The 3,824-nt window shown below is 63.9% G+C and carries 3 protein-coding genes; all 3 read left to right on the forward strand.

Annotated features, from left to right (window positions below):
- Positions 1-1,003 (forward strand): hypothetical protein (locus KGM94_RS24185; RefSeq protein WP_300264931.1); only part of this gene is annotated, 1,003 nt, incomplete at its 5' end.
- 383 nt (positions 1,004-1,386) lie between these two features.
- Positions 1,387-2,052 (forward strand): protein-L-isoaspartate O-methyltransferase, encoded by a 666-nt coding sequence (locus tag KGM94_RS24190; protein WP_300264934.1) that lies wholly within the window; start codon positions 1,387-1,389, stop codon positions 2,050-2,052.
- 214 nt (positions 2,053-2,266) lie between these two features.
- Entirely contained in the window at positions 2,267-3,673 is a 1,407-nt protein-coding gene (locus KGM94_RS24195; protein ID WP_300264937.1) for a TolC family outer membrane protein, read from the forward strand.
- Positions 3,674-3,824 lie beyond the last annotated feature (151 nt).

Genomic DNA, 3,824 nt, shown 5'->3' on the forward strand with positions numbered 1-3,824 from the left:
GACATTCGTTGCCTGTTGTGTGATTTCGACGGCGATAAATGGGATTGCTGATCCAAAGGAAACCCTCCTGTTCGCAATTTCACTAGCCGCATATCCGGCTGGTCGATTGTATCCTTCCGGTAGCGTTGGCCCGTCCTTCATCTGGACAACCGCCACGGTCGTTGTGGTCGGGTCGATCATCACGCTGATCGCGCTATTTCGCTGGTACGACCCCAACGGCAAGCCCCTGGTATTTGGCGAGTTCGGCGCGGCACCGCCGCAGTTTACGATTTCGCTAGCTCTTCTTCTCTTCGCGTTGGCGTCTGTGCGGCTGACGACTCGCCAGGTTCTCGGCGTTGCTGCCCTCATCATTGCTCCGGTGGGTGTCTTCGCCGCCGCCATGGTCCGATTCGCGTTCGTCGCCATGACGCTTGCGCTTGGCATAGGCGGGATAGTTGCGGCTCCACAAACAGTTCGTCGGAATGTTGCGATCCTGATTGTGACCCTTGCCGCTGCCGTCGTTGGGGGGCTGCTGATGCGCTCAACGACCACCGCGAGGTTTGTCGGTCTAGAGATCGACGCACTCAAGCCATTACCCACTTTGACATCGTGCGCAGCAGACGACTTTGGCAAGAACACAATCACGATCCGGAGACACCTCTTTCGCGAGGCGATTGGCCTTCTCCCCACTGCGGGATTGTTTGGCATCGGGCTTGATCGATTCATGGAGCATTCCTGCATGACTGAGCAGCATGAGGTCCATATCTCACTGCTGCAGGCCTTTGTGGAATTTGGCTGGCTCGGAGGCGCGGCTCTGGCCCTGCTAGTCATTCTCTCCGGCTGGTCGCTGCTGAAATCATCTGAATCTGAGACCACGCCCGAGACTCGTTTTGCGCTCTGCGGACTGATGTTTTCCCTGATGATGACAATGGCCCACGGCAGGCTCAGTCGTGACGGAATGCTTTTCCTGTTTCTTGGCTACGCGGCTGGCATAGGCGCGCGCGGGTGGTTCGGTCGCGCATGATGCTAAGTGATTATACCGCAACGGATGTACTCGGATCAGTCGTTCTGCTCGGCGCGTTCGCGGTGATTACCGCAGTATGGATCAGGACGCGCTTCGGAAAGCGGCCGCGTCAGCACTAGACGTGCCAGCTCTGAATCAGCACTTGAGCGTAGTGGGTGCGAGTCTTGGGCTCTTGGTTTGCTTTCGATTGCTTCTTAGTTAGCCAATGGCATGGCTCCCGTTCGGCGGCCGGATAGCTCCGGCTTTTGATCGGTCTTTGTCACTCTTATATTACCTTTTCGACAGTGTCGTGCGGCCGGCCCCGTGTTGCGTTTTCGCGGGGCTTGTTCCAAGGATGCGGCCACATTTTCTCTGCGGCTTCGTCCGCTTTCCGGGGTCCGTAAATGTCCAGCTTTGCGAGCGCGCGCCAACACATGGTCGACGGCCAGGTGCGCACCATCGACGTCACCGATCGCAGAATTCTCGATGCCATGCTGACCGTGCCGCGCGAGGCCTTCGTGCCCGCGAGCCGTCAGGCGCTGGCCTATCTCGACCTCGATCTCGACGTCTCTGAGGCGAGTGGAGCCAAGCGCTTCCTGATCAAGCCGGCGCTGACTGCGAAGCTACTGCAGGCGGCGGATATCAGCAGTACCGACCGCGTGCTGGTCGTCGGCTGTGCCACCGGCTACGTCGCCGCCATCGCGGCAAAGCTCGCCGCCGAGGTCGTTGCGACGGAAGACGATTCGGCGCTGCTCGCGAAGGCCCGTCAAACCCTTGCGGCGCTGGGTGCCGCCAACGTCGCCTGCAAGGCTGCGCCCTGCGCCGAGGGAGATCCGGCCGGCGCGCCCTACGACGTCATCCTGATCAATGGTGCGTCGGAAGTCACCCCGGAGGGGCTGCTCGGGCAGCTCAAGGAGGGCGGGCGGCTGGTCGGCGTGTCCGCCGAGACCAGGCCGCAGCGGGCCATGGTCGTGACCCGGTCGCACGGGGAATTCGGCTTCCGGACCCTGTTCGATGCCGCCGCCCCGGTCCTGCCCGGCCTGGAACGGGCCGCGGCCTTCGTCTTCTGACGGCCGGTTCCCGCCTTAAAGCCGTTAAAATCCCGTTCTGAATCAGAAGTGTGGCAGGGATGCTGCACGTGAAGAGTTTCGACCGCGGCCCCCCGGCGGGTGGTTCCGTCGCGCTTGACCGCGGCATATGGTGCGCGGGGGCGCCGACTCCAGTCGAACTTGGTCACCCGGCGCGCGGGCACGCGCCGGCGATAGGAATGAACGGAAGTACAGGATGCATGGGGTGAAGCTCTTCACCGGAGCTGCAGTTTCGATCCTGCTGATGGCTGTTGCGGGGGCAACGCCTGCCTTGGCGGACACGATCGAGGCTGCGTTGGTGCGCGCCTACCAGAACAATCCGCAGCTCAACGCGCAGCGCGCGCAGGTGCGATCGACCGACGAGAACGTGCCGCAGGCGCTGTCGGGCTATCGCCCCAAGGTCTCGGTGACCGCGAGCGCCGGCTATCAATACACCGACACCAACGTGACCGCGGGCGGCAACGCGAACACGATCGTCCGGACCGAAACGCATGGCGCCAACTCGCCGCGCAGCGCCGGCATGACGGTGTCGCAGACGCTGTTCAACGGCAACCAGACCGCCAACCGGACGCGGGCCGCCGAGAGCCAGGTCTCCGGCGCGCGCGAGGCGCTGCGCGTCCTCGACCAGACCGTGATCCTGCAGGCCGCCACCGTCTACATGGACTATCTGCGCGATTCGGCGACGTTGGAAGTCCAGCGCAGCAACGTGCGCGTACTCGAGCAGACGCTGAAGCAGACGCGCGACCGCTTCAACGTGGGCGAGGTGACTCGCACCGACGTGGCGCAGTCGGAAGCTCAGCTCGCCGCGGGCAAGACGCAGCTCCTGACCGCCGAATCGAATCTGACCACGACGCGCGCGAACTTTCGCCGCATCATCGGCAACGAGCCGGAAAATCTCGCGCCGGGCTCGCCGGTCGACCGCTTCCTCCCCGCGACGCTACCCTCCGCCGTCGAGCTCGCCTTGATCGAAAATCCGAACGTCACGGCCGCGATGTTCGGCATCGACGTCAACTATCTCCAGGTCAAGGTCGCCGAGGGCGCGCTGCTGCCGACCATCACGTTCCAGGCGGCCGTCACCCAGTCCTATGAACAGACGATGACGATCTTCCGTTCGTTCGGTGCGTCTGCCGTCGCCCAGGCCTCCGTGCCGCTGTATCAGGGCGGCGCGGAATACGCGCTGATCCGGCAGTCCAAGGAAAACCTGGCGCAGCAGCGCCTCAACCTCGAGACGACGCGGGACCAGACCCGCGCCAACGTGGTGCAGGCCTGGGGCCAGCTGCAGGCCGGCAAGGCTCAGGTGCAGTCCGCGCAGGCGCAGGTCACCGCGTCCGAGATCGCCTTGAACGGCGTGCGCGAGGAAGCCAAGGCCGGGCAGCGCACCACGCTCGACGTCCTGAACGCGCAGCAGGCGCTGGTGAATGCGCGCGTCGCGCTGGTGACGGCGCAGCACGACCGCGTGGTGGCGTCCTATTCCGTGCTCAATGCGATCGGCCGCCTGTCGCCGCTGGTGCTCGGTCTGCCGACCACGACCTACGATCCCAGCGTGCACTACCAGCAGGTGCGCGACAGCTGGGCCGGCGTGCGCACGCCCGACGGGCGCTGATCTTCCGGCCTTCGCCGGCTCCGCAAATGAACGAGGCCGGCAGGCTGCTTGCTTGCAATCGTCGAAGTCCCTGACATAGCCTTTTGCAAAGGCTGTGGGGCGATTCGCCCCGCATCCTGACGTTGTTCGCGTAGAGCTCAGTGCCGCGGAC

Origin of the sequence: Bradyrhizobium sp. (assembly GCF_028868675.1) — a bacterium.
GTDB lineage: Bacteria > Pseudomonadota > Alphaproteobacteria > Rhizobiales > Xanthobacteraceae > Bradyrhizobium.

Coding starts and splice junctions, on each gene's coding strand:
- KGM94_RS24190 (WP_300264934.1), top strand. CDS start 1,387: ATGTCCAGCTTTGCGAGCGCGCGCCAACACATGGTCGACGGCCAGGTG.
- KGM94_RS24195 (WP_300264937.1), top strand. CDS start 2,267: ATGCATGGGGTGAAGCTCTTCACCGGAGCTGCAGTTTCGATCCTGCTG.